18 protein-coding genes are annotated in these 18,804 nt (G+C 47.3%); 12 read left to right on the forward strand and 6 right to left on the reverse strand.

All coding sequences use genetic code 11. The features are described from left to right. Window positions 1–14: 14 nt before the first annotated feature. On the reverse strand, window positions 15–371 hold the full coding sequence (locus OM95_RS12905) for a VOC family protein (RefSeq protein WP_041874606.1): 357 nt from the start codon (window positions 369–371) through the stop codon (window positions 15–17). 27 nt (window positions 372–398) lie between these two features. Here OM95_RS12905 and pepN point away from each other — a divergent pair, with 27 nt between their 5' ends. Further along, window positions 399–3,017, forward strand: a complete 2,619-nt coding sequence (gene pepN, locus OM95_RS12910) for an aminopeptidase N (RefSeq protein WP_041874608.1) — start codon at window positions 399–401, stop codon at window positions 3,015–3,017. Between the two features lie 79 nt (window positions 3,018–3,096). Here the strand turns inward: pepN and folE are convergent, their stop codons facing one another. Continuing rightward, complete coding sequence (gene folE, locus OM95_RS12915) at window positions 3,097–3,813, reverse strand: GTP cyclohydrolase I FolE (RefSeq protein ID WP_291516338.1); 717 nt, start codon at window positions 3,811–3,813, stop codon at window positions 3,097–3,099. A gap of 61 nt (window positions 3,814–3,874) precedes the next feature. Then, window positions 3,875–4,546, reverse strand: a complete 672-nt coding sequence (locus OM95_RS12920; protein WP_041874610.1) for a PilZ domain-containing protein — start codon at window positions 4,544–4,546, stop codon at window positions 3,875–3,877. Window positions 4,547–4,676: 130 nt separating this feature from the next. Here OM95_RS12920 and OM95_RS12925 point away from each other — a divergent pair, with 130 nt between their 5' ends. Beyond that, a complete protein-coding gene (locus tag OM95_RS12925; RefSeq protein WP_291516340.1) occupies window positions 4,677–5,840 on the forward strand; it encodes a hypothetical protein in 1,164 nt (387 codons plus the stop codon). 8 nt (window positions 5,841–5,848) lie between these two features. After that, window positions 5,849–6,466 carry a hypothetical protein gene (locus OM95_RS12930; protein ID WP_291516342.1) on the forward strand — a complete coding sequence of 206 codons (618 nt, stop codon included), beginning with the start codon at window positions 5,849–5,851 and terminating at the stop codon, window positions 6,464–6,466. 53 nt (window positions 6,467–6,519) lie between these two features. Here the strand turns inward: OM95_RS12930 and OM95_RS12935 are convergent, their stop codons facing one another. After that, the gene (locus OM95_RS12935; RefSeq protein ID WP_041874613.1) at window positions 6,520–6,999 is read right to left on the reverse strand and encodes a YceI family protein; all 480 of its coding nucleotides are present in this window, start codon (window positions 6,997–6,999) and stop codon (window positions 6,520–6,522) included. A gap of 152 nt (window positions 7,000–7,151) precedes the next feature. Here OM95_RS12935 and OM95_RS12940 point away from each other — a divergent pair, with 152 nt between their 5' ends. The 3 genes from OM95_RS12940 to OM95_RS12950 all read left to right on the forward strand — a co-directional run bounded on the left by OM95_RS12940 (window position 7,152) and on the right by OM95_RS12950 (window position 9,471). Further along, window positions 7,152–7,985: an outer membrane beta-barrel protein gene (locus tag OM95_RS12940; protein ID WP_291516344.1), complete on the forward strand. Its 834-nt coding sequence runs from the start codon at window positions 7,152–7,154 to the stop codon at window positions 7,983–7,985. A gap of 163 nt (window positions 7,986–8,148) precedes the next feature. Beyond that, complete coding sequence (locus tag OM95_RS12945; RefSeq protein ID WP_041874615.1) at window positions 8,149–8,952, forward strand: serine protease; 804 nt, start codon at window positions 8,149–8,151, stop codon at window positions 8,950–8,952. 228 nt (window positions 8,953–9,180) lie between these two features. Further along, on the forward strand, window positions 9,181–9,471 hold the full coding sequence (locus tag OM95_RS12950; protein ID WP_041874618.1) for a KH domain-containing protein: 291 nt from the start codon (window positions 9,181–9,183) through the stop codon (window positions 9,469–9,471). 16 nt (window positions 9,472–9,487) lie between these two features. On the opposite strand, the gene OM95_RS12955 is transcribed toward OM95_RS12950, so the two are convergent. Together OM95_RS12955 and OM95_RS17340 are read right to left on the reverse strand one after the other, a co-directional pair. After that, entirely contained in the window at window positions 9,488–10,495 is a 1,008-nt protein-coding gene (locus OM95_RS12955; RefSeq protein ID WP_041874620.1) for a hypothetical protein, read from the reverse strand. Further along, window positions 10,492–11,274 (reverse strand): TIGR02147 family protein, encoded by a 783-nt coding sequence (locus OM95_RS17340; RefSeq protein ID WP_291516346.1) that lies wholly within the window; start codon window positions 11,272–11,274, stop codon window positions 10,492–10,494. The genes OM95_RS12955 and OM95_RS17340 overlap by 4 nt, the downstream gene beginning before the upstream one ends. Before the next feature lie 478 nt (window positions 11,275–11,752). On the opposite strand from OM95_RS17340, the gene OM95_RS17345 reads away from it, so the two are divergent. The 6 genes from OM95_RS17345 (at window position 11,753) to OM95_RS12990 (ending at window position 18,693) form a co-directional block, all read left to right on the forward strand. After that, entirely contained in the window at window positions 11,753–13,510 is a 1,758-nt protein-coding gene (locus OM95_RS17345) for a methyl-accepting chemotaxis protein (protein ID WP_291516348.1), read from the forward strand. A 101-nt stretch (window positions 13,511–13,611) separates the two neighbouring features. After that, a complete protein-coding gene (locus tag OM95_RS12970) occupies window positions 13,612–14,115 on the forward strand; it encodes a DUF1003 domain-containing protein (protein ID WP_291516350.1) in 504 nt (167 codons plus the stop codon). Window positions 14,116–14,190: 75 nt separating this feature from the next. Next, window positions 14,191–14,655, forward strand: coding sequence for a hypothetical protein (locus OM95_RS12975; RefSeq protein WP_041874623.1), 465 nt, complete (start codon window positions 14,191–14,193; stop codon window positions 14,653–14,655). A gap of 196 nt (window positions 14,656–14,851) precedes the next feature. Then, on the forward strand, window positions 14,852–16,285 hold the full coding sequence (locus tag OM95_RS12980) for a methyl-accepting chemotaxis protein (RefSeq protein WP_291516352.1): 1,434 nt from the start codon (window positions 14,852–14,854) through the stop codon (window positions 16,283–16,285). A gap of 207 nt (window positions 16,286–16,492) precedes the next feature. Beyond that, window positions 16,493–18,181, forward strand: a complete 1,689-nt coding sequence (locus OM95_RS12985; RefSeq protein WP_291516354.1) for a DUF2785 domain-containing protein — start codon at window positions 16,493–16,495, stop codon at window positions 18,179–18,181. Continuing rightward, the gene (locus tag OM95_RS12990) at window positions 18,178–18,693 is read left to right on the forward strand and encodes a hypothetical protein (RefSeq protein ID WP_041874627.1); all 516 of its coding nucleotides are present in this window, start codon (window positions 18,178–18,180) and stop codon (window positions 18,691–18,693) included. The genes OM95_RS12985 and OM95_RS12990 overlap by 4 nt, the downstream gene beginning before the upstream one ends. Window positions 18,694–18,804 lie beyond the last annotated feature (111 nt).

Below are 18,804 nucleotides of genomic sequence, written 5' to 3' on the forward strand. Positions count from 1 at the left end.
TAAATCACCGTGAATCAGTGTTCGCACAACTCGATGGAATGCCCATCGGGATCTAGCACGATGGCCTTTTTCCCGTCTGGCATGTCGGTCGGGTCCAAAATGCACATGCTTCCTGGAATCGTCATCAGTTCACCGACGATACGTTCTAAATCTGTAATTTTAAAACCCAGTTGCAAACTGGGAATCTGAGACTTCTCAGCGTTTTTGATGGAATACAAAGAAAACTCGACACCGTTGTGAACGGCTCGATGCACTTCACTTCCCTTATCAACTTTTGACGCTGTAAATTGAAAGCCTATTATTCCATAGAAACCCAGCATGTCTTGTAGATGCGGGGTGTTTATTGTGATAGAAGTGATTAACAAACTCATCGTCTCTATTATCTGAATCGAGGGCTTATGAAACAAGAAAAAATTTATCTCAAAGACTACAAAGGACCCGCTTTTTCTGTGGATTCAATAAACCTCGACTTCGTCATCAATGAAGACTTTTGTCGAGTTATCGCGAAAAGTAAGATGAAAAGAACGGCGGACAGCGCCGAACTTCGTTTAAATGGCGTTGAGCTGAAGCTGGTGTCCGTAAAAATTGACGGAACACTTTTACAAGCTGATCAATATCAGGTGACCGATGAGGAAATGATCATCCCATCCACGCCCGCTCAATTCGAACTGGAAATTGAGACTGAGTTGCAACCCCAAAATAACACCTCCCTGGAAGGCCTTTACAAGTCGAATGGGATTTTCTGCACCCAGTGTGAAGCCCAAGGCTTCAGAAAAATCACCTATTTCCTGGACCGTCCCGATGTCATGACCTCTTATTCCGTGACGATTGAGGCCGATAAAAAGAAGTACCCAGTCCTGCTTTCCAATGGCGATCGCATCAAAATTGAGGATTTGGGGAATGGGCGCCATAAAGCCTACTGGCGCGATCCACATAAAAAGCCTTGCTACTTATTCGCTTTGGTTGCTGGTGACTTGGGCGTGATTCGTGACACTTTCACCACGGCTTCAGGTCGCAAGGTGAATTTGGAAGTGTATGCAGCCCATGGCAAACAAGAGCGTTGCTGGCATGCGATGGAATCTTTGAAAAAATCCATGAAGTGGGATGAAGAAACTTTTGGTCTGGAATACGATCTGAATGACTACATGATCGTGGCCATCGATGATTTCAATGCCGGCGCCATGGAAAACAAAGGCTTGAATATTTTCAATTCCAGATTGGTACTGGCTGATGCCAACTCTGCCACCGACGTCGACTTCCATAGCATCGAGTCCGTCGTCGCCCACGAATACTTCCACAATTGGACCGGCAATCGCGTGACTTTGCGCGATTGGTTCCAACTTTCGTTGAAAGAAGGTTTGACGGTTTTCCGTGATCAGGAATTTTCGGCGGATATGACTGATCGAGGTGTGCAGAGAATTGAAGATGTCGATGCTCTGCGCGCGGGTCAGTTTGCCGAAGACGCCGGACCGAATGCTCACCCGGTTCGTCCCGAGTCCTGCATGGCCGTGGATAACTTCTTTACGATGACGATCTATGAAAAAGGGTCGGAAGTAATTCGCATGATGCAAACCATTGTGGGACGCAAAGGTTTCCGCAAAGGCATGGATGAGTACTTTAAACGCCATGATGGACAAGCTGTGACCACTGAAGATTTCGCTGCGGCGATCTCGGAACCCAACGGTAAAGACTTTGCGTTGTTTAAACGCTGGTACAACCAGGCCGGCACCCCCGTCGTGCAAGTGCACGAGGCTTTCGATGCGGCCCAAGGCGAATACACTTTGACGCTTGAGCAGTCCTGTCCCGCGACACCCCACCAACCGCACAAAGAGCCTTTTCATATTCCCTTGTTGATGGGGCTTTTGGATAAAAACGGGAAAGAGCTTTCCTTAAACTGTGAAAAAGTCCAAGTGAATACAGACGGGAAAACTTTGCTTGAATTGAAAGAGCACAAAGAGACTTTCGTCTTTAAGGGGCTTAAAGAACGTCCGGTTCTTTCAATCCTTCGCGAATTTTCAGCGCCCGTGCATCTGCGCTGGGCCGCTTCCGAAGACGACCTCTACTTCTTAATGGAAAAGGATACGGACTCTTTCAATCGCCGAGAAATGGCGCAAAAGTTGGGCTTGAGTCTTCTGCACACTTTGATTGCCCGTCATCGCGAAGGAGCTCCGCTGAATATCGATGTTCGCTATTTGAATGCAATCAGCGCGACTTTGCAGGACGCGGATATGGATCCTAGTTTTAAGGCAAAAATGCTTCAACTGCCCAGCCATGCGATTTTGGCACAGGAAGAAGAGGTTTTGGATGCGGAAGCTTTCCACAGTGCGCGCACGGCTTTGCGAACGGCTATTGCACGTGAAAATCGCACACAGCTTCTCGACATCTATCACAAATACCACGGTCTAGATCCGAAGAGCCACGATCCGAAGGTTTTCGGGCATCGCGCCTTGAAGAACCAGGCCCTGACCTATTTGGCCGAATTGCACGACCCCGAGATTCTGGCTTTGGTGAACAAACAATACTGGGAAGCGCAAAATATGACCGATCGGATGACGGCGTTGACGATCTTGGCAGACACCGAATCCGACTTGCGTGAAAAAGCCCTGAATGACTTCTACAACAACTGGAAGGATGATTCAGTGGTCATTAATAAATGGTTCACGGCACAGGCGACAACAACACGCCCGCAGACGCTCGAGGATGTAAAGGCCTTAACCAAGCATCCGGCCTTTAACATTACCAACCCCAACAATGTGTATTCGTTGTTGCGGGCCTTTGGCGCCAATATCGTGCGTTTCAATGATCCGAAGACAGAGGCTTACGAATTCTATGCTGACAAAATTCTTGAGATCGATGCAAAAAATCCGCAAGTCGCAGCACGCCTTTGTGCGGCCTTCAACTTTGTGAAAAAACTGGACCCTGTTATGAAGGAAAAAGCGATGAAGCAGATTAAACGCATGGTCGCTGTTGAAACCTTGTCTAAGAATTCACGCGAGCTTTTACAGTCCGCGATTTAATTCCCAAGCCGCCCACACGGTAAAATAAAAAAGGCAGAAAGTATTCTTTCTGCCTTTTTTATTTCTAATTTCTTAAGCTTTATTTAGTTCGGCAGTGCTGCAGGAATTCTTCCCGCGTTTCCATGCGGGTTTTAAAATGCCCGCGAAGGTCCGCCGTGGAGGTCGTACTTCCCGTGTCTTCAATTCCCCTCATCACGACACAATAGTGCTTGGCACTGATGTGTACCGCTACGTGCTCTGTTCCCAGAATGTACTGAAGACAATCAGCGATCTGTTTCGTCAGTCGTTCTTGCACTTGCGGGCGTCGTCCAAAATATTGGACAATGCGGTTAATCTTAGACAAACCAATCACCTTCTTATTGGGGATGTAAGCCACCGTCGCAAAACCATCGATCGGCAGAAAGTGATGTTCACAGAACGAAAGACAGCTAATATTCTGCACTACGATCATCTGATCATAGTTCATTTTATTTTCAATCACCGTCATCTTCGGAAACTTTTTAGGATCCAAACCGCTAAAGACTTCGTTGACGTACATCTTGGCAACACGGCGAGGCGTTTCCCGAAGACTGTCATCGGATAGATCCAAACCTAATGTTTCCATGATGTCGACAAACTTAGCCGTGATTTTTTCAATTTTTTCTTCGTTGCTCAGGCCGTTTTCAATCATCGGCGTGGGACGCACGTTATCCAAAATCTGTTTTACAGCCACGGGAACTTCGTGCGGTGATGCCGGGTCCACCGGCGGCAACTTACTGGAAACTTTATGGGACTTTTTCTTCGTTGTTTTAGCCATGATTCTACCTTGGATGAAAACGCTCTTATGCCCTAAAAATCTGTCTCAAGAAAGCTTAAAGCTAAACTTTCTGTAAATTTTGGCTATTCAGCCACTGCCGAATCATTTCTTTGTCCGATGGCGAAGCCCCGACGAAATGAACCCGAACATGGTCCGCTTTCACATCGATCACTTTTGCAGAGCATTGAATATCATTAATATCCGTGAGCTGTAAGGAAAGCTGATCTCCTGCCTTGTAAGAAGTCGTCGGCGGCACGACGATGCGGGCACCTGTATAGGAAAGATCTAGTGTCTGTGTTTCAAGACCATCTAGCACCACGGGGGTCGCTATCGCAAAACGGTCCCCTGTCGGAGCAAACCAATTCTGTCGCCGATCCAAATAGGGATAACGAAAGAAATATGATACGGTTCCCACAATAAACAAAACTAAAAGGCAGTCCAAAAGTTTGGCCGTGCTAATCACCGGATCCACGTTTTCCATATCACGAATCAGACCGTATCCCGTGTTTAAAACAAACAAACCACAAAGAATAATTCCCAACATCCATGCCGACTTGTGACGAATCATCAAACTGACGCCGGCACCAAAAATAAGTAGCCACCCCACCCAACTAAAAATCTGATTTCCTGTTCTTTGATACATGAGAATATCCAAAACAGGAGTCAAAATAAGTACGGCGGCGGCCATCTGCACGGTCTTGGGTCGTTCTAAGGCGGTTGATTTCGTTTCCATATAAGGACTCTTATCGGAAAAACCAAATTGAGGTTAAATCAATGCGTACCAAAATGAGATCAAACGCACAGTGCCTTCACCGCGAGATTTTTATTGATTCCTAATTCGCGTCCAATAGAATTTTCCCATTGTGAAACATTATAATTTTATCTCGACATTCATCGTTCTCGCTTTTCTTTTCACCTGCAAGCAGGCACAGGCCTATCCTGATTTTATCGGCTACGCTTATTCTTCCTGCATTACCTGCCACTATAATGGTCTGGGCGGAGGCGCCTTGAACGACTATGGGCGCGCCTTGTATGCGACGGAAATCACCGCCCGCGATGTCTTTCCAAAAAATATGGAAGAAGAAGACATTGCCGCGATGTCAGGATTTCTAGGTTCAAAACCCTTACCTTGGTGGATTCGCCCCGGCCTTAAATACCGCGGTTTATGGCTGAAGATGGATCCGGGTTCACAAGCGACTTCCGAACGCTTCATCAATATGCAAAATGATGTGAACCTGACTTTCTTTTTTGATAAAAAACAGAAATACACTGTGGTCACCACACCCGCCTACACCGGTGTCGAAGCCTACTATGGAAAAACCAATACGTGGTTCATGAAGGAGTACTACCTTCGTTACAAACAGAGCAACAATCTGTGGTGGTACGTCGGCCAAATGGACAAAGCCTATGGGCTTCGCAATGTCGATCACACGGCCGTCAATCGTCGTGCGATCACTTTAGGTCAGTTCGATCAATCCCAAGGTGTGATTGCGCACTTCACTTATCCCAAATGGGACGTGGCTGCGAATGTTTTTTTCGGCAACGGAGCGCAAGACGAAGCTGAAAAACAAAAGGGCTTTTCTGTCACCGGCGAGTATCAGGTTTATGAAAAGTTCAAAGTGGGAGGTTCGTTTTTAAGTTCTGAAAGCGAACAAAACAAATGGAATCTTTTGGCGTTCACGACACGTCAGGGACTTTCAAAAGCTTCCGCGATTATGGCCGAAGCCGGCTTTAAGGAGCGCACCAATAAATCTGCAGGCAGCGACGCAACCTTGGGAACCTATGCCCTGGTGGAGACGCTGGTGAATGTTCGCCGTGGATATAATATTTTGTCGGTCATTGAACACAGCAAGGACGACATTAAAAATTCTTCGCCCGAAGTGATGAAATGGAGTGTGGGTGCTTTGTTATTCCCTCTGCCGCGACTCGAACTGCGAGCGATGGCCACAAATGCAAAAGTCTATGCAGACCAAACGGGTTCAGAAGATGCCTGGGCACTTCAGGGCCAGGTTCACGTTTCTTATTAGGAGAAGTTATGAAAAAGTCGATCTTGTTTTTATTCGTCAGCTTCTTACTTTCGACCTCTTACGCGCAAGATGTGGCCCTTGGAAATGAAGCGCCTTTGCTGTCAGACGACGTCATGGAAAACGCCCCTTCCCAAGAAGGCTGGGGATTAAATATTTCTGCCCTTCAATGGAATGAGAAATTAAAAGTCCAGCAAGGTGCCAGTGGTATTTCAGATACCGCTAATTACAACGGCGTGGTTCTGACCCTTCAAAAAGAAGTGACTTATGGTCATTGGGGATGGAGTTTTGGCGCCTTCTTCGGAACGGGTCGCGCTAACGGTGGCGGTGATAACTCTTTGAGCTATTCGGAAGGCAAAGTGACTTTCACGGTACTGGGTGTTTCACCGCGCGCCTTTTACCAATTTTCCGGAAGAATCAACGCCGGTGTTTCTGCTTTGGCTTTCGTGAAGAATGCCGACTGGCCCACGGCATCGGGACAAACTGTCGACTCGGGTCAAAATAACAACCTCATGCCGATGGTGGATCTGAATATTCGCCTGTTCCAACATTGGGATTTGTACCAGGGATTAGGGCCTCTTTCTGAAGAAGGCACTCTTTGGAAAATCGGAGCCACTTACCGCTTTTAAAAATGAATAAAGGCGCTGCCCACTGCGCCTTTACTCTCTCGATCCTCTGCAAGCTATTTTACTGGAATAGCCACGTTAAGAGTGACCTCGTCTTCGACTCCCACGCCCATGTAACTGATGTCCGTGATCCCGAAATCAGACAAGGTCAGCTTGAAGTTGGCCTGCAAAGTTTTGCCTTCCACCTTGTAAGTGCCTTCAATATCTTTCTCGACACCCTTGATTTTAATTTTCCCTTTTCCCTTGCCGGCCTTGCCGGTTGCGGAAACTAAAACCGCCTCAGGAAAAGCACTGGTATCGAGATGCTTCTGGGTATGTTTATCACGAAGTTCGACGCCGGTTTTTAATGTGCGAAGATCGACAACAATGTTTTCCGCCGACACTTCGTCCCCTTTGATCAGGGCTTGGCCTGTGACCGCGCCGGTCTTCGCCTTAAAATCTCCCATTGGATTTAAAATAACATCGACTGTGACACTTTGAGCGAAAGCTCCCGCCGACAAAGCTGTAGTAATGAATAAAGCAGCGAAAAACTTCATAAGATCAATCCCCCGTTAATTCCGTCATTGGTCTAGAGAGCTTAAATTATTTAAAGCCCAGAATCCAGCGGCCTGAACTTTGGTCACCGAAGCACCCCTTTGATCAGGTCGAGTGGCTTTAGTTTCATTTTGATTCTGACGATAGGAAAATTATGAAAATCATCCTCGCCGCTTTGCTATTATCAACTTTTGTTTCACCAGCTTATGCCATTCGTGCCGTGGTTATAAAAAAGGATCGCGTCCTTTTAGATCTGGAAGGTGAGTCCGTGCAAATCGGCGAAAAGCTTGGCGCTCGTGATGCAGATGGCAAAGCGCGGGCTCTTTTGGAAATCAAACAGGTCAAGAACAACAAAGCCGTCGCTGCTGTCGTCAAGGGCGCGATGACTCAAGATTATTCTTTAGAAAAGCTTTCGCGCGCTGCAAAGGCTTCACAAACGGCCAGCCGTGCTCCCCGGTCACAATCTGCTTGGGGACTGACCGGCGGTTACGCGATGAATACCATGAGTGTAAAACCGGCCAATGCTTCCAGCGTTTCCTTGTCGGGCTCTAGTTTTAATTTTTCTGGCTTTTATCAAATGCAATTGGATGGAAATATCAGTGCCCGCATTTTGGGTGGCTACGAATCTTTGCAAGCGTCGGGAACATCTTCATCCGCGTCCTGTACGGGCAGTACTAACTGTTCGGTAGAAATCGGTTATCTGGGCGTTGAAGCCTTGGTCCGCTACAGCTTTATTAAAACGAAAACACTTGAGTTCAATGCCGCTGCGGGATTGGGATTTCTTTTTGCGATGAATAAAAGCAGCAATGTTTTGGACACTAGCAAAATTTCCACGAATCAAACCATCGTGGTTTCCGTTGGGTTGGATTATCATTTAAGTCGCAATAACTTTGTCCCGATTCAGTTGGACTATGCGATGTTTCCAGATAATAACACCTCGTCTGCAAAGCAGATGATTCTTCGCGCGGGTTACGGCTTTAACTTCTAAAAAAGGCCCTTCGCGTCCGTAGCCCCCGTCATTTCGTTTTCGCAAGCCCAAAAGTGTCAATTTTTTGTTCGGCGAGAGAATGTTTTCATCCCACCAATAAAAGACTTATTATCACCTCAAAATTTGATAAATGAGAGCGGTTCTTTTGACGAAGGAGTCTCTCATGTTCAAAAAAATCTCTCTGACCGTCGCGATCGCTCTGACGCTTTCTGCTTGCGCCGAAACAGCGCAACAGGCGCAAGTGGAGCTGAGTGGTCAGCAAAAAGGTGTCATTGGCGGAGATAAAGTGGCCGCCAACAATCGTATCAGCCGTTCCACAGTTGGTCTGTACGATGAACAAGCTCAGGCTCTGTGCACCGGAACCTTGATTGCGCCAAACCTTGTCCTGACCGCCGCTCACTGTATTGAGCCCACCTCTGACAAAATGGTCGTACTTTTCGGACAGGAATTCAAAAATGCCCAGGCTTCGCAACTTCGCCCTGTGAGCAAAAAAATTCGCCACAGTCTTTACGGCGCCATGAAATCCGAAGATATGTATGACATCGCGATGATCCGTTTTGAAGGGACCCTTCCGGCGGGTTATGCACCAGCACCACTATTGACTGACTTTTCCCGAGTGCAAAAAAATACGGAAGTGGTCGTCGCCGGCTTCGGTTTAAACTGGGCTTGGGGAATTAAAAGAGGGGCCGGCACGTTGCGCACGACAACACTCAAAGTAAAAGCGCCGTGGAATGGCTCTACGGAAATTATGCTAGATCAATCTTTACGTCGTGGTATTTGCAGTGGTGATTCAGGCGGTCCGGCTTATCTTGATGTCAATGGACAGCTGCATCTTTTAGGTGTCGCCAGCCGTGGCGACTCGCTACCGATCCCCCTCACGCCAGACTGCTTTATTCTGTCTGTCTTTACACGCGTTGATGCTCACACTGACTGGATCAATCAAACAGCAATAGAGCTTTTAAAGTAAGACTTCCTAACGAAGTCCCTCGACCCCGAGCCTATTTTACCAAGCCCGAAATTCACTTTCGGGCTTTTTTATCACGTGGACGTCATTCCCTCTCGCCCACAACACACTTCCGTAGAATCGTTTGCTGACTTAAGAAAACTTGCCCACACAAAGAAGTCCAACCTCTCTGTCTCCCAAGGACTTTCCACGCTAGAGTCTAAGAAATAGTTGAAGAGGAGTTTTCTTCATATGTTTATGAAAACGGATATCGAACAAGACGTAGAAAAAATTGCGACGACGTTGAAAGCCATGATCACCCACCTTATCGGTTCACATATTGAATTTCACGTCTCTTATAAGGTTCACGAAAAGACCACCGTATTTCATATCGTGGTCGATCGCTGCGCGATGGGAAAAATTTTAGGCACGAAGGGTAAGAACCTGAACGCCATTCGCACGTGGATTCAATCCTCCAGTGCACGTCTGGGCGTGCGCGCGGTCATTGATTCGCCGACCTGTCTTGACGGCCTGGAACCTTAAGGACGCACGCTCTTTATCAGCGTAAGAACTTTTGCATTAAAGCGGCCAATTCGTGGTTCTTATTCATGCGGGCCTTCTGTAAATCTGCGCGCGTCACTTGCGGCGGTTCAGAAGAGTCGATCAAAATCTGAAAAACCTGAACGGTCCGCTTGAAAAGAGCAGGATTCTGAATTTGCGCGAGTTGGTGAATTAAACTTACCGGCTCACTGGCGATCTCGGGCATGTCGCTTGTGACATGCATAGGAAATCCCGAATCCCTCACCGCCTGGAAAAAGGCCATGTTCTTCTCGAATGCTGCGGGTGTCGCGCGAAGAACTTCCTGAATCACCAACCACACGTAATAGACCCCTTCGTACTTCAAATCCTGCAATGGAAAAGCGACATCCATCAGATACCGCACGGCAAGCCCGCATTGGGTGTCTAAGGCTAACTTGTATAAGGCCTTCATTTCTTCCGCATTGTCCCGTTTTAGGCGGAAGTTCATCAGCAGAAAAGTGGAACGACCGACATCCCCTTTTTCACATTTTTGAAAACTGCCCTGAGCGATTTCCATCACAGAAAATTCCTTCAGACCGTTCTTAGACAGGGCGCCCATGATCGGAATGGAATATTGATAATGGTCATCTATGAAGCCTAGAATCGGCAGCATTTCGTGCAAGACCAGATGATATTTGGCAAAAGTTGTTAAAGCTGACCAGCGGGAAACAGAAACCTCAATCAAAGGCACCTGTTTGTAAGGAAAGTTTTTTGCATCCACTTCAACGCCATCTAAATAAACCTTGTCCTGTCCCTGAATCTCGACAAAAGGGCCCTTGGCAATAAAGTCAGCGGCGAAAGTTGCAGAAGGAAGAGTGCTTGCGGGAAGATATCCCACCAGTCTTTGTAAATCCAAAGAGATCAGGCGAAACTCCCCGACGGTTCCATTGCCCCCGTAACTTTCCTGGCCTTGCGGAGTCGCGTCCTGGGCCAAGGCTATCCCGCTCCAAGCACACAGAAAAACAAACGTGCTGAATATCTTCTTCATAAGGCCTCCGTGGCAGTCAGGGGGAACAGGGATAGCGACAGACAATAGATATCGTCAGGCTTTTTGCTCTTTTTCATCATCAAGCCATTCATATCCCGACGGAACTTGTGGATTCTTTCAATAAACTCAGGCAGTTTTCTTTTTTCAATGGCAATGGTCAGAGAGGATTGACTGCGCAGTTCAAAGGGCACGGCCTCTAAAGCGAAGATGGCTTTTTCCAAAAGTTCCCGCTGCTGATTGCGCATGGCCTGCGTCGTGTAGGCCGGTCCCAAGGACGACGTATTAATGGGTTGAGATTGAACCATTCCCTCAGCGGTGACATCCAGAACACCGACATTTTTTAGGCGTGCCAAAGCCAGAGATATCATCGATTCAGAGACACCCAGTCTTTGCGCTAAGTATTTCGGTGTGTGATCAAAGTCTGCTAAGTTCAAACACTCTAGAATCGCCAGATGAATCCAATGGGCAATAACCTCGTATTGATCCAAAGGAATATTGACAAACTTCTTCGATTTTTCCGCAGCCAGGTCACGCATCCGCTTTTGGTGAAGCTTGTTCTTCTCTTGGAAAGACTGCACCTGATCTGCCGGCAGGCCCAATAAACGACCCATTTTACGAATCATGGACCCACTGACGCTTCGTTTGCCCCGGATGACTTTACTAAGAACAGACGGGTCCACTTGCAAATCTCGCGAGAACGCACGCATTGAATAACGTGGATTTCGCAAGGCGCGATCCTCAAATACTTTTTTCAACTCTAAAACAATTGGATTTTCCATTTCCGTCTGATCCTAGTAGATGACCAAAATGAAATTCAATAATATTCGACAGACTATCGTCCTAAAAACCGCTCCAGGCGGGCTTTCCGCCCTTGGCAGCCCCTTGATCACTTTTTAAACCGTGGACAATGAAACTTTTGCCCACACTCTGCAGAGCCTCTTTCACCGCCTTTCTTTAGATTCGACTTAAAACCAATCCACTCTGAGTCCGATTTTAACGAGTATCCCCTTTGGCTGGGACCAGCGCGGATGCAGATGCCGGCAGCGCTGAACGGGAGGTGCATTGAACTCGTCGGGCACCGCCGGGAAAATCATCGTCTCTTTGGCGTAGCCCTGAGCAGACGGTTATTTATTGATCCCCATGCATTATTATGATCTAGAGAACACTATTTCAACTTGGTGTCGGCAAAAAGTGATTCGAACTCTTAATTTTTTAGCGAACACGCCGAACAACTCCATTCACTATGGAGGAAGAAAAGTGCGTTTAAGTTTGCGTGTTAAGATTACCGGTCTGGTATTTATGTCTCTTGTTTTAGCTCTAATGTATGGTGGAATTCATCTTCACGGAAATATCAAACGTTCCCAAGAAGCCAAAGATATTGTGGCTCGCGCGGCCTTCTTCAATATCACCTCTCGGCTCATTCACGAAATGCAGGTGGAACGAGGCAAAACCGCCATGTTCATGGGCCACAATCTGTCCGACAAAGAACTGCAAGACCAACGAAGTCTGGTAGACAAGAACTATGTTTCTTTTGTGGAAGCACAAGAAAAACAGAATTTAAATATTGCGGATCTTAAGGCCCTTAAAGAGCTTTACTCTTCTGCTCGCCAAATGACGGATGAAAAAGGACCCGTCGCCAAAGTCATTGCGAAATACACGGAAGCCGTGAGCTTACTTATTGATTCCGAGGTGAAAATTTCCAAACTGTCGGTTTTAGAGGGTCTGGAAATGCACATGCTTGGCGTTAATATGTTGGAGCTCTCTAAAGAATATTCCGGTCGTTTGCGCGCGAATGTCGCGAATATTCTAGGTGCCAAGGCGCCTCTTTCGATGACACAAATCGCTTTACTACAAGACCTGCAAAGTCGTATCTATGCGAATCTGCGTTCCCCTCTTATCGAACTTTCCTCGGAGGGAAAACTTCAGGTTGAGGACTTGCTTAACGGCGACCAGTGGAAAAAAGTGCTAGCCACTTACGAGAATGTTTTTGCGGAAGCGCAGACGGGACACTTTGCCACGGACTCAAAACATTTTTATCAGGACATTTCCAGTTCCATCAACGACTTGCACGAAATCGTACTGCACGAATTAAAATCCGTTGAAAACGAAGCAGAGACTATCTATACCGACGCCCGCAAAGCCATGTGGTTCACGGTCACAGTGTTGTGTTTTGCTGTCGTGTTTTTGGTGATCACCTCGATTATTCTTATCAATAGTCTGACCAAGCCCCTGCATAAAGCCATCATCAGCTTGAACGAAGCCTCTGACTCTGTTTCCTTAAGCGGCGGCCAAGTGACTCAAGCCAGCCATCAGGTGTCGTCGAATGCGGTGGAATCAGCAAGCGCCCTGGAAGAAATTGTCGCTTCCGTGGAAGAATTAAACAGCATCGTCAATCAAAATGCCACACGGGCCGGCGAAGCCGCCAAGCTTTCCGCAAATGGCACCGCGGTTGCGGAAAATGGACAAAAAGAAATCACGACCCTCATCACCGCCATGAACGAAATTGCCAGCAGTTCTCGTCGCATCGAGGAAATCATCACGGTTATCGATGACATTGCCTTTCAAACAAATTTGTTGGCTTTGAATGCCGCCGTTGAAGCTGCCCGAGCAGGCGAACAAGGAAAAGGTTTCGCAGTGGTTGCAGAGGCCGTGCGCTCGCTGGCCCAACGCAGTGCCGTTGCCGCTAAAGACATCAGTTCTTTAATCAAAGAAAGTGTCAATCAGGTGGAAAACGGTTCCAGAGTGGCGGGCTCTAGCGAAGTGGTTCTGTCATCCATCGTTCAAGAGATTAAGAAGATTGCGGTGCTTAACAATGAAATCGCCGAGGCTAGCAATGAGCAGGCTCTCGGCATTCAACAGATTAACAAAGCCATGGCCGAGCTGGACACCTCTACGCAAGCCAATGCCTCGGTCGCGGAAGAAGTTTCCGCCTCGGCAGATCAGATGAACGGACAAGTCGGCAACATCGGTCAGCTGGTACATATTCTTCAGGAAATCGTGGACGGTGCGGCTTAAATTACCGCCACCATCAAATTTGCCCTTGGCCAAAAGCCGCCTTGGTTCTACATTAAACATCAATCGCATCCTATTCGATTGATGTTTAATGGGGGCAGACCATGGATATTCGCGATATCTTAGAGAACGAAGAGCTTCAACTAAAGAAGATGGATGATCTGGTTCGCAAGGCCATCGAAGACGAACATTTTCTTACCAAAAAAATTCTTGAAGTCGAAGACGATACCGATGCCACCACTGGGCAAAAGGTCGCGGATGCCGTGGCCGAATTCGGCGGTAGTTGGCGCTTTATCTTAGGCTTTAGTGCTTTTATCGTCATCTGGACAGCTATCAATGCTTATCTTGGCGTCAAAGCGGCAGATCCCTACCCTTTTATTCTGTTGAACCTGGTTCTATCCTGCTTGGCCGCACTGCAAGCTCCGATCATTATGATGAGTCAAAATCGCCAAGAGGAAAAGGATCGACGACGAGCGCGCTCGGATTACATGATCAATTTAAAAGCTGAAATGGAAATCCGCATTCTTCATGAAAAGCTCGATGCCTTCGAACTTTCTCATAAGGAATTAATGAAAATGATTCTGCAAAACACGCCTCCGGCCAAATAGCTTCTGAAGTTGTTTTGGTATCTTAATTGCTAACCCCGTATCCAGGTTCGTTAAACACTGATACGGGAGACATTTATGCGCTTTTTTATAGGGCTGGCCATTTTGTTTACAGGATTGCAAAGCATCGCTTACCCGGGCATCGATCAATGCTGGGATATCAATAACAAACCTGTTTCAATCCAGCAGACAGTGGCGCTTGGACAGGCGGCCGAGAGTAATATTATCAATGGACTGCCAACAATTCTTTTACATCCGCAAATGATGGGGCAATATCCTCACGATGTTCAGCAATTCATTGTCGCCCATGAATGCGCCCACCATCGCCAGGGTCACGTCGTCAGAGTGCACTTCGGCGGCTCCCTCCCCATCACTTCTGAATTTGACGCTGACTGCATGGCCATTAAAACTCTCAAAGATCTGGGACTTTTAAACGCCTTCGTTTTAAGAAACATCCAGACCTTTTTAAGTTCGCTGCACGCGGATGCCACTCATCCTGGCGGAACTCATCGGGCCCAATACGCCCAACAGTGCGCTCAATAAATCCTCTGATCTTCTTAAGATTCCCCGTCCTTCGAACTCATTGGTGTGCATACAAAATCCACCTCGTTCGAAGGACCAGATATACTCTACTAAACAAGACTTCCTCATAAATAAGCGAGAAAATCCTCCGATAAGAACTGAGCAATACAACATCAACGGCATTAGCAAAACGACCACTGCCAGAAAAGTGATTACGATGACATTTTTTTCATCTCTGAAGCTAAGTTATAAATTGGGATTATCACTGGGTTTGATTATTTTAATTTTCATCGTAGCCGGTTTTTTCACCAACATCACAATGGGAAAATTGGGACAAATTCAAGATGCGGGGTCCGCCCGATTTCATGACAGCCAGGATGTGGGCTCGATCCTCGCAAGAATGGAAGGCTTTTACGCCATCGTCGGGGATGCCGTCATCAATATGAACCTGGATGAAACCCAAAAAAATCTGGTTGAATTCAAACAACAAGCTGATGCCGATATCGCGCACGTTAAAAAGATCGTCGACAGTCCCGAAGAAAGAGCCGCCGCCGAGGAGTTCGAAAAAGCCTATCGTGGGTATATTGATCTATTTGAAAGCAAGATGCTTCCCGCCTTAAAGCAGACAAGCACCATTGACGCCAATATTCGCAACATCGACGGCATGATCGATGAGCAGCGAGATTTAACTCGGAAACCCCTTGAAACCATTGCCGCCTCTTTACGGGAAGAATCCGAAAAAGGTGACAAAGAGTTTCACGATATTTTTAAAACCGGACGCCTTTGGTCTTTGCTGATCTCGGTCGGCGGAGCTGTCTTGGCGGCATTGATCGCTCTCCTACTGTCTCGGTCTTTGACGATTTCGTTAAGAGCAGTGACTCAAGTTCTTTCCACCGGTTCTTCAGAAGTCACGGCGGCATCAGGACAAATGTCCCAGGCCGCGCAAACTCTGTCGGCCTCCTCGACCGAAGCCGCGGCATCCCTGGAAGAAACAGTGGCCAGCCTTGAGCAGCTTTCAAACATGGTCAATTTAAACTCCAACAACGCCAAAGAAGCCGCTTCATTATCGCGGGAAAGCACGGCCATTGCGGAAGTGGGCGATAAAGAAATGTCAAATCTGGTTTCCGCCATGAATGAAATCTCTGACAGCTCTCGCAAAATGAGCGACATCATCACTGTCATCGACGACATCGCTTTTCAAACCAACCTTCTTGCACTGAATGCTTCTGTTGAAGCCGCTCGCGCGGGCGAACAAGGAAAAGGTTTCGCCGTCGTCGCCGAAGCCGTTCGCGCATTGGCGCAAAGAAGTGCCAGTTCAGCAAAAGAAATCGACGCTCTGATTCGGGACAGTGCTAACAAAATCAATTCGGGCGTTGATATCGCGGGAAAAAGCCGAGACACGCTAAAAAGCATCGTTACGTCAGTGCAAAAAGCCAATACTCTGACCGGTCAGATTGCCGAGGCCAGCGTGGAACAAGCGCACAGTCTTGAACAAATCAACAAAGCCATGAGTCAGTTGGACCAAGCCACCCAGAACAATGCCGCCTCTGCGGAAGAGACCGCCGCCACCTCAGAAGAGCTTTCAGCCCAAAGCGAAGTCTTGCGACGGACTGTGATCACTTTGACTGAAATCGTCGAAGGCAAAAGCTAAGGCCAAACAGTCTCCTTTTAAATTCCCGCTGGGGCCCTTTTCGGGCCCTTGTCTCAGTTTTAGACAGTTGTCTAAAAGCTCAACTCGCACCTATTAGAGCTTAGGCCCGGAACTCTTTGGAACTTTGTTTGCAACACGGGTCCGAGGGAACGTAGCTTCTAATCGGCGAGGTTTAACTATATGATAAATCGGCTTCAGACATCACGTATGTGGATTCCCCTGCTTTTGACTCTGCAGGGTTTTAACGCCATCGCCGCGGATTTAAATCCCACGATCGCGAACAAACATCTTTTGCCGAAGGCCGTGCAAGTTCAAGTCACCCAACGGGGGATGAAGTACTTTGACAATCGTCTCAGCGATCTTTTAGGAAACCTGGGTGTGAAGCTGGATGAAGGTTATTTCCCAGCTATGAGCTACACTTTTGAAAAATCGATCAACCCGGATGATTTCAAGGATTCCAATCCCGAAGCAGTTAAGATGTATGCGCAAGTTCGCCAGTTGCTGACGCAATGGCTGGTGGGCTTTTCGATGAACGATCACCGCCCCGCTATCGAGATCGGGGAATCAGGTTATATTGCCGACTTCTCGCGTTTTGGTTTGGTCACCGACGAAGCCCTGATGCAGTCCCTGGGTAAACGTGATGGAGCCGTTTTGGCCATTGAACTTGAAGTCAAAAAACTTTCTATCGCCACTCATTCCGTCAAAGCTTGGGACATGAACAATGAGTTCCTGGGACAGATCGGCCTGGAGGATGTTTCGATCACAGCGGGTGACGAAAGCACACCTTTAAAAATTCGCCTCCCCTTTTATATTCGCTCCAATGCCAATGGCGGTTTGGATTTCGAGGCTTTAGAGATCGATAACAATCTTTCACAGACGCCCATTGCCTATCAATACAAGAAGTTGATCGTTCCTCAGATTGCGGTTGAAATTAACGGCAAAAAATTCCAGTTAAATACGACGCAACTTGATGCCATGTTGATGGAACAAGCTCCTGTGATCCTGCAGAAGGTGCGCGAAAGCTTGGGCGATTTTGCCCGCAAACAGCTTCCTGAACTTTTGAATCAAAAGGCGAAAGAGTTTTTAAGCGGCTCTTTAGAGCAAGTGCAAGACATGGTGCCGCCGGGCACGGACAGAATGGACCTACGCCCTAACTTCAAATGGGGCTTGAAACTTCAGAATATCAATCTGAAAAAATCTCTAAATATCGAATTAACGGCGTATGTAGAGGACCCGATCAACGCACAAAGTCGCCCCTTGGCCAGCAACGGTCCGCGCGGTCTACCGCAGATCAATCATTTATCACAGGATAAATACGATTTGGCGCTGACATTGGACCGTGCGCTTATCAACCGTGTCTTGCAACTTAGTTTTGAACGCCGAAATTTCGAAACAATCCGTCAGTCCAATGGCACTGTTTTGCGATTGATGGCGGCTCCGACCATCGACTATGTAAAAACTCCTGCTGGCGAAGTTTTAAAACCACAAGAAGCCTTCGTGAAATTACATGTTTCCGTAGAGAACGAACCAAACCATTTTGCCCTGAAAGATAAAATCGTAATCGATTTCGACATCGTTGCAAAATTACGCCAGTTGAGCGATAAGAGCGGCATGCAGTTGCAACTGCACTCCATCGATGTGGATAGCTTGGTGATGGATAGTAAATACTTATCTTTGGTGGGTAAGTTGATGCCAGGCAAAGTCCGCGAAGGCGTGAAAGATAAACTGCGTGAACAAAGTGCCGGTTGGAAAACGACAGACGAAGTGATCCCGGGAAGCTTGCCACTTCCACCTGTCGTTATGGGAATTAAGTTGGATATCAATCGCGTTACAGTGGACCCGAACGGTCACATTGTTATGTACTTAGATTACGCGAAAACAGGAGCGAAACAATGAAGTCTCTAAAACTCATCATCATCAATGCGCTAACACTTATCATCGGTTTGGGTTTGATGAGCGGTTCCGTTTCTCAAAGAAATGCCGAAGCCGCTCGCTTTGAAACCATTCCGTCACTTCAAGTGAATCGCCTGGGCAATTTGCGAGGCCAATATCTGACGGTGCTTTATGCCGTCGGTTCCCGCCCGTTCATTTCAACGGATTCATCACAAATCACGATTTCGCAAGTAAAAGAATCCCGCACGGTTTATATCTCGGCGGACTCAATGACTTTGCCGTCTGTGCAAGTTGAAAAGGAAGGATTCCGTCCTTCTTATAACATCATTGTTTTCGTCGTCTCTCCGCAGCCGAACTATAGCTGGGTGAACGCCGATGGCTCTGCTCCTCAAGGTATGAGCATCACAAGCAATCGCATGAGCTCCTTGATCAATGCGATCAACAAGACAGATGTAGATAGCTTTATCAGCTCGCAAGGAGATTCGGCCACTTTGCAGGTTAACTTGGTCAAATAAGAATAAGAATTAAAAGTTTGTTCAAAGGTGATGGTCGCAGGCCATCACCTTTTTTTGGCAAAAGTTATCAACTGCACCACTTGCCTGGTGCTGCCGCTCAATACCAAGTCT

The organism is Bdellovibrio sp. ArHS (assembly GCF_000786105.1).
Lineage (GTDB): Bacteria > Bdellovibrionota > Bdellovibrionia > Bdellovibrionales > Bdellovibrionaceae > Bdellovibrio.

Bases quoted from the DNA above. Each gene is read 5' to 3' on its own strand.
- OM95_RS12985 (WP_291516354.1), top strand. From the start codon at position 16,493: ATGTGGATTCCCCTGCTTTTGACTCTGCAGGGTTTTAACGCCATCGCC.
- OM95_RS12905 (WP_041874606.1), bottom strand. From the start codon at position 371: ATGAGTTTGTTAATCACTTCTATCACAATAAACACCCCGCATCTACAA.
- OM95_RS12980 (WP_291516352.1), top strand. From the start codon at position 14,852: ATGACATTTTTTTCATCTCTGAAGCTAAGTTATAAATTGGGATTATCA.
- OM95_RS17340 (WP_291516346.1), bottom strand. From the start codon at position 11,274: ATGGAAAATCCAATTGTTTTAGAGTTGAAAAAAGTATTTGAGGATCGC.
- OM95_RS12990 (WP_041874627.1), top strand. From the start codon at position 18,178: ATGAAGTCTCTAAAACTCATCATCATCAATGCGCTAACACTTATCATC.
- OM95_RS12970 (WP_291516350.1), top strand. From the start codon at position 13,612: ATGGATATTCGCGATATCTTAGAGAACGAAGAGCTTCAACTAAAGAAG.
- OM95_RS12920 (WP_041874610.1), bottom strand. From the start codon at position 4,546: ATGGAAACGAAATCAACCGCCTTAGAACGACCCAAGACCGTGCAGATG.
- folE (WP_291516338.1), bottom strand. From the start codon at position 3,813: ATGGCTAAAACAACGAAGAAAAAGTCCCATAAAGTTTCCAGTAAGTTG.
- OM95_RS12975 (WP_041874623.1), top strand. From the start codon at position 14,191: ATGCGCTTTTTTATAGGGCTGGCCATTTTGTTTACAGGATTGCAAAGC.
- OM95_RS12950 (WP_041874618.1), top strand. From the start codon at position 9,181: ATGTTTATGAAAACGGATATCGAACAAGACGTAGAAAAAATTGCGACG.
- OM95_RS12940 (WP_291516344.1), top strand. From the start codon at position 7,152: ATGAAAATCATCCTCGCCGCTTTGCTATTATCAACTTTTGTTTCACCA.
- OM95_RS12930 (WP_291516342.1), top strand. From the start codon at position 5,849: ATGAAAAAGTCGATCTTGTTTTTATTCGTCAGCTTCTTACTTTCGACC.
- OM95_RS12945 (WP_041874615.1), top strand. From the start codon at position 8,149: ATGTTCAAAAAAATCTCTCTGACCGTCGCGATCGCTCTGACGCTTTCT.
- OM95_RS12935 (WP_041874613.1), bottom strand. From the start codon at position 6,999: ATGAAGTTTTTCGCTGCTTTATTCATTACTACAGCTTTGTCGGCGGGA.
- OM95_RS12955 (WP_041874620.1), bottom strand. From the start codon at position 10,495: ATGAAGAAGATATTCAGCACGTTTGTTTTTCTGTGTGCTTGGAGCGGG.
- pepN (WP_041874608.1), top strand. From the start codon at position 399: ATGAAACAAGAAAAAATTTATCTCAAAGACTACAAAGGACCCGCTTTT.